Origin of the sequence: Clostridium sp. AF32-12BH, from assembly GCF_003477935.1 — a bacterium.
GTDB lineage: Bacteria > Bacillota > Clostridia > Lachnospirales > Lachnospiraceae > Brotaphodocola.
The window spans coordinates 1-6,270 of record NZ_QUEH01000028.1 but is presented as its reverse complement, the minus strand read 5'-3'; the positions used below and the strand labels follow the sequence as shown (position 1 = coordinate 6,270).

Annotated in this window: 9 protein-coding genes; all 9 read left to right on the top strand. The window is 49.1% G+C overall.

Annotated features, from left to right (window positions below):
* The first annotated feature begins 146 nt into the window (after positions 1-146).
* The 9 genes from DWZ40_RS18485 (at position 147) to DWZ40_RS18440 (ending at position 6,163) form a co-directional block, all read left to right on the top strand.
* The gene (locus tag DWZ40_RS18485; RefSeq protein ID WP_006873175.1) at positions 147-488 is read left to right on the top strand and encodes a DeoR family transcriptional regulator; all 342 of its coding nucleotides are present in this window, start codon (positions 147-149) and stop codon (positions 486-488) included.
* On the top strand, positions 481-777 hold the full coding sequence (locus DWZ40_RS18480) for a DUF3847 domain-containing protein (protein ID WP_009323503.1): 297 nt from the start codon (positions 481-483) through the stop codon (positions 775-777). Before DWZ40_RS18485 ends, DWZ40_RS18480 begins: the two co-directional genes overlap by 8 nt.
* 311 nt (positions 778-1,088) lie before the next feature.
* Positions 1,089-1,343 (top strand): CPCC family cysteine-rich protein, encoded by a 255-nt coding sequence (locus DWZ40_RS18475; protein WP_117541237.1) that lies wholly within the window; start codon positions 1,089-1,091, stop codon positions 1,341-1,343.
* A 16-nt stretch (positions 1,344-1,359) separates the two neighbouring features.
* Positions 1,360-1,548, top strand: coding sequence for a hypothetical protein (locus DWZ40_RS18470; protein WP_117541331.1), 189 nt, complete (start codon positions 1,360-1,362; stop codon positions 1,546-1,548).
* A 29-nt stretch (positions 1,549-1,577) separates the two neighbouring features.
* Positions 1,578-1,934, top strand: coding sequence for a hypothetical protein (locus DWZ40_RS18465; RefSeq protein ID WP_117541235.1), 357 nt, complete (start codon positions 1,578-1,580; stop codon positions 1,932-1,934).
* Between the two features lie 193 nt (positions 1,935-2,127).
* On the top strand, positions 2,128-3,708 hold the full coding sequence (gene mobQ / locus DWZ40_RS18460; RefSeq protein WP_118544279.1) for a MobQ family relaxase: 1,581 nt from the start codon (positions 2,128-2,130) through the stop codon (positions 3,706-3,708).
* Between the two features lie 65 nt (positions 3,709-3,773).
* Positions 3,774-4,418 (top strand): CHC2 zinc finger domain-containing protein, encoded by a 645-nt coding sequence (locus tag DWZ40_RS18455; RefSeq protein ID WP_118544278.1) that lies wholly within the window; start codon positions 3,774-3,776, stop codon positions 4,416-4,418.
* The gene (locus tag DWZ40_RS18450; protein WP_044959872.1) at positions 4,387-5,724 is read left to right on the top strand and encodes a virulence-associated E family protein; all 1,338 of its coding nucleotides are present in this window, start codon (positions 4,387-4,389) and stop codon (positions 5,722-5,724) included. The genes DWZ40_RS18455 and DWZ40_RS18450 overlap by 32 nt, the downstream gene beginning before the upstream one ends.
* Positions 5,725-5,965: 241 nt before the next feature.
* Positions 5,966-6,163 carry a hypothetical protein gene (locus DWZ40_RS18440; RefSeq protein ID WP_003020324.1) on the top strand — a complete coding sequence of 66 codons (198 nt, stop codon included), beginning with the start codon at positions 5,966-5,968 and terminating at the stop codon, positions 6,161-6,163.
* Positions 6,164-6,270 lie beyond the last annotated feature (107 nt).

Below are 6,270 nucleotides of genomic sequence, written 5' to 3'. Positions count from 1 at the left end.
TTTTACCTCAATGACCGGGGGCGTGTCACTTACAACGAATTATGCCGGAAATGCCAGCATGGGTGCAGGCAGAGCTTCCGGGCGGTTGTGATTGACTGCCCCCGTTATTTATCCAAACGAGCAAAGAAAAAGGAGGAACACACCGAATGAATTTTGAATTTATGACGATAGACACACCACTGCCGCCCTGTATGCCATTTCCCAGAGCGTTGACAGGATTTCCAGTCAGCAGCACCGCAAAGGTCATGTACTGCCGGATGCTGGACGCTATGCTATCCAAAGGGCAGGAGGACGAGAACGGAATCCTGTTTGTCTGCTTCCCTGTCACAGCCATTGCCGCAGTCCTGTCCCGCAGTCCTATGACGGTCAAGCGTTCTTTGAATGAACTGGAAAACGCAGGACTTATCATGCGGGTGCGTCAGGGCGTTGGAGAGCCGAACAGGATTTATGTGCTGATACCGGGAAAGGAGGACGCTGCCCTTGCCTGATAGCTCAAAACTTGAAAAGCTCAACCGGGAGCTGGAGAAAAGCGAAAAGAAACTGCGGAAAGCTATCAATGATGAAAAGGCATTGCAGCATCAGTTGAAGCAGCTTACCCGAAAGGAACGGACGCACCGGCTCTGTACTCGTGGCGGTATGCTGGAAAGTTTTCTGCAAGAGCCGGAACGCCTGACAGATGATGATATCATGCTGTTGTTGAAACTCATTTTTCACAGACAGGACACGCAGGAACTATTGAAAAAACTGCTGGAACGGAAGAAGCCGGAAACCCCTTAGTTTACTAAGGGCGCAATTATACACCACCCAGAGGTTGGTGCATTGCGTTCTCCGAAGGCTCCTAGCCGGAGGGCTGTGATTTTCCGCAGTCATGGTCTGCTCCAAATCATACAGGGGACGCTACGCTTCCCCTGCGCTGGCTGCCGCCAGCTACCCTTTTGTGGACTTGCCATCTGGGGACACCTTGCGTTGCAAGCTGTTCCCAGCCGACAAGTTTCATAAAATATGCTATCTTTTCGATAGGCAATGAAGTATAATGAAGTCAGCAATAAATCAGGAATTTGAGGTCAAGGCTTAAACGGGAGGTTTATATGAAAAAATACCAATGTCCTTGCTGCGGATATTTTACCTATAATGTTCCGGCAAATGAAGATTGTGGGTATATCTGTCCCGTTTGTTTTTGGGAGAATGACCCGTTCATTGCTTCTGATAACGAACCAAGCGACTCTAATCATGGAATAACACTAAAAGAAGCGAAATCCAATTTCTCAAAATTTGGTGCTTGTGAAAAAGAAATGTTATGTTATGTCCGACCACCGAGAGATGATGAAAAGAAAATTTCATAGCAACAATGTCGAAGTTATGGAGGGAATAAAAGTGAAGGACACTGCTAAGAGAGCAATAGTTACAGTTATTGTGTTTGTTATAATTTATGTTTTATCTGGTCCAATTATCGGATATACAAACTACGATATGTATTTGAAAGGAATTGAATTTTTATCAGCGGTAATCGGAGCAGGATGTTACTGGATAGGAAGCAATAAAAAATAGTTCTTGAATTTGACAAAGGAGTTGGAAGTATGAAAAGAATAGGTACAGCATTGACTATCGTGTTCATCATCGCTGGATTTGCAATTTCCTTTTTTATTGGACACTATGTGAGCGACAAGTCACATACAGAAAGTCGAGCAGCACAATTTGATAAATATATTTCTCGTGCGATTGATACAATCAAAGATAAAGGTCTGTCCATTGATGGCGCCCCAGAAGCGATAGCCAGCAATATTTGGGTGGCACACGAATTTTGTGATAGCCCTGAAATTTCCGCAGAACTCAGCAATCTGTGGAATACCATTGTATATGAAAAAGATGTGCTTCTCGGTCAAGAAGATGTGTTGACTGCTCAACTGAAAGATATTTTGGAAAAATGTCAATAGTCTTTGCAAATTTTCTATTTATCATTCACTCATCGGGTCAACTTGTCCCGAACTTTTACAACTAAATACCCGCCGCCCACACAGCGGCACATCGAGCAGGAAATCTGAAAAAAGGTCTCCTGCTTTTTTTCTGCCCAAAATGAGGTGGTAAAACGCCACCCCATCCACCAATTAGCGAAAGGAGGAACACGAAATGCCCTGTCCACACAACGAAATCACGATTGTGCAGCGCAGCCAGCGGCAGTCTGCTGTTGCCGCCGCTGCTTACCAGAGCGGCGAAAAACTGTTCTGTGAATACGACCAGCAAGTGAAGCACTACCCGGAAAAGCGTGGTATCGTCCACAATGAAATCCTGCTCCCGGCAAATGCCCCACAGGAATATGCCGACCGCAATACTTTATGGAACGCAGCCGAAGCGGTTGAGAAGCAATGGAACTCCCAGCTTGCAAGGCGGTGGGTGCTTACCATCCCAAGAGAAATACCACTTGACCAGTACGCTGTCCTTGTCCGGGAGTTTTGTGAACAGCAGTTTGTTTCCAAAGGCATGATTGCTGACTTTGCCATCCATGACCCCTATCCGCCGGGACACAATCCCCACGCCCATGTCTTGCTCACTATGAGGGCAATGGACGAACATGGGAAATGGCTTCCCAAGAGCCGCAAGGTTTATGACCTTGACGAAAACGGGGAACGGATAAAGCTGCCATCCGGCAGGTGGAAAAGCCACAAGGAGGATACGGTGGACTGGAACGACCAGAAGTATTGTGAAATCTGGCGGCATGAATGGGAGGTCATCCAGAACTGCTATCTGGAAGCCAATGACCGCCCGGAGCGTGTGGACTTGCGTTCCTATGCCAGACAGGGGCTTGATATTGTCCCCACTGTCCATGAGGGGGCGGCTGTCCGGCAGATGGAAAAGCGTGGTATCCAGACGAATATCGGCAACCTGAACAGGGAAATCAGAGCCGCCAACCGCCTGATGAAGTCCATCCGGCAGCTTATCCAAAACCTCAAAGGATGGATTACCGAGCTGGGAGAAAAACGGAAAGAACTGCTTGCACAAAAAGCGGCGGAGGAAGCAACACTTCTTCCCAATCTGCTGATGAAGTATATGGAGATACGAAAGGAAGAACGGAGGGACTGGACAAGGGCTGGACAGAACCGAGGGACTTCACAGGACTTAAAGGCAGTCAGCGAAGCCCTGTCCTATCTCCGGCAAAAGGGGCTTTCCACTGTGGAGGATTCAGAAGCATTTCTGGAATCTTCCGGGAAATCAGCCGCAGATTACCGCAATCAGATGAAGCCAAAGGAAACCCGCAGCAAAGTGATTGACGGGATTCTTGCCAGCCGGACAGACTGCAAGGAATGTAAGCCTGTCTATGAGAAGTACCAGAAGATATTTTTTAAGAAAACAAAGGAGAAATTCAAACAGGAACACCCGGAGGTTGCCCGGTATGCGAAAGCCGCCGCCTACCTTGCCAAGCACCCGGACGATAAGGACAGTACCCAAAAGGAGCTGCAAGAGGAGCTGGAAAAACTTCTGGAAGAAATCGCAGAGCTGAAAGTACCACTGACCGAGGTACAGGAGGATTTGAAGAAGCTGCGGGACATTCGCTACTGGGTACGGAAAGCCACACCCGGCACAGAGGAAAGTAAAGAGCCGCCTAAGAAGCAGCCCATCAAGGAAGTCTTGCAGGATAAGGCAGACGAGAAAAAGGCTCAAAGAACCGCCCCGGCACAGGCGAAACACAGACAACAGGATATGGAACTTTAACAGGCACTTGCCATTTTCAATCAGAGAATGTCAGGTGTTTTTTCTTTTTTCAAGGAGGGATAGATTTGAATGTATTTGAAGCTTTGAAGCAGTCCGTTACAACAAGACAGGCTGCGGAGCATTATGGAATCCGTGTAGGTCGGAACGGGATGGCTTGCTGCCCGTTCCATAATGATAAAACCCCAAGCATGAAGCTGGATCGGCGTTACCACTGCTTCGGCTGCGGTGCGGATGGGGATGTGATTGATTTTGCCGCCGCCCTGTATGGGCTGGGAAAGAAAGAAGCCGCCGTACAGCTGGCACAGGACTTTGGGCTTTCCTATGAGGACTGGAAACCGCCGGGAAAGGCAAAAAAGCCCAAGCCCCGGCAGAAATCCCCGGAGGAACAGTTTCAGGAAGCAAAAAACCGCTGCTTCCGTATTCTTTCCGACTATCTCCACCTGCTTCGGGCATGGGGAAAGGAATATGCCCCGCACACCCCGGAGGAAGCTTTTCATCCCCGGTTTGTGGAAGCCTTACAGAAGCAAGACCAAGTGGAATATCTGCTGGATGTGCTGCTGTTCGGGGAAACGGAGGAAAAAGCAGCTTTGATTACGGACTACGGAAAGGATGTGATACAGCTTGAACAGCGAATGGCAGAGCTTGCAGCCGCAGACGCAGCAAGAACTAAAAAACACCATGAACGCCATGCAGCCGCCCCAGAGCATTGAGGAAATCAAGGCGGGGCTGGAAACTACCGAGAAAGGCGGTGTCCGTCAGAGCATACGGAACTGCCTGACCGTATTCCAGCGTGACCCGCTGCTTTCCGGGGCTATCGCATACAACATTCTGACCGACCGCAAGGACATCATAAAGCCCATCGGTTTTCACAGAGAAAGCACAGCCCTGAACGATACGGATATGAAGTATCTGCTTCTCTATCTGGAAGAAACCTATGGGCTTACCAATGAGAAAAAGATTGATAATGCCATCGGGATTGTGGCGAATGAAAACAAGTACCATCCCATCCGGGACTATCTCAATACTCTTGTGTGGGATGGGACAGAGCGAATCCGTTTCTGCCTGCGGCACTTTCTGGGGGCTGACGCAGATGATTACACCTATGAAGCATTGAAGCTGTTCCTGTTGGGTGCAATCTCACGAGCCTTTCAGCCGGGGTGCAAGTTTGAAATCATGCTTTGTCTGGTAGGCGGTCAGGGGGCTGGAAAGTCCACCTTCTTCCGTCTGCTGGCAGTCCGGGACGAGTGGTTCTCCGATGATTTGCGGAAGCTGGACGATGACAATGTGTACCGTAAGCTGCAAGGTCACTGGATTATCGAAATGTCGGAAATGATGGCAACCGCAAACGCCAAGAGCATTGAGGAAATCAAGTCATTTTTAAGCCGACAGAAAGAGGTTTACAAGATACCCTATGAAACCCACCCAGCAGACCGCCCCCGTCAGTGCGTGTTTGGCGGCACTTCCAATGCCCTTGACTTCCTGCCCCTTGACCGTTCCGGCAACCGCCGCTTTATCCCCGTCATGGTGTACCCGGAGCAAGCCGAGGTTCACATTTTGGAGGACGAAGCTGCTTCCAGAGCCTATATCGAGCAGATGTGGGCGGAAGCGATGGAGATTTACCGAAGCGGCAGGTTCAAGCTGGCTTTCAGCCCCGCCATGCAGCGGTATCTCAAAGAACACCAGCGGGATTTTATGCCGGAGGACACCAAAGCCGGGATGATACAGGCGTATCTTGATAAGTACACCGGGAGCATGGTCTGCTCCAAGCAGCTCTATAAGGAAGCCTTGAACCATGCCTTTGACGAGCCGAAGCAATGGGAAATCCGGGAAATCAACGAGATTATGAACCAGTGCATTTCTGGCTGGCGGTACTTCCCGAACCCAAGAATGTTTTCCGAATATGGCAGACAAAAGGGCTGGGAGCGTGAAAACCCGGCAACGGACTCCGGCAACCCGTCTGAAAAAACGATGGACGGTTTTGTGGAGGTCACAGAACAGATGGAGCTTCCGTTCTGAAAATGGCAGCCCGTTGCACCCCCTGTTGCTATCCCGTTGCCGAGCCGGTTGCCGGGGAAAATCCCGAAACTATCGGCTTTTCTCCCCTATGACAACCAAAACAACAGAAAAATAAAAGAAAAGTATAAATAGTAACCATCGCCAGATTGAGATTGTTTGCAAGGTCTTTTGAAGCCCGTTGCCGGACTTCGTTGCCGACACCCTCTGTCTGGCTATTTTCATGTATGGAGGATAACTGCCTATGGCAAAAAACAAAACAGAGATTCATGTTACAACGGTATTTGACGGGGAACTGGACGCAACCGATGTGTTCGTCAGCCTGATTTCCCAGAAATACGGTAAGACAAATACGAAAGAATATCTTGCTAAAAGGAAAGATATGAGCTATAATGAAGATGAGGTTCAAAAGAGCCAGATACCGTCTGGATTGTGTGGGTAAATGGCTATGATGAACGAAATGGAATACAGAACAATCGGTTCGGCACTTGCCGGAGGGTATCGTGCAGCGGTCTATTGCAGGCTGTCAAAGGACGATGACCTGCAAGG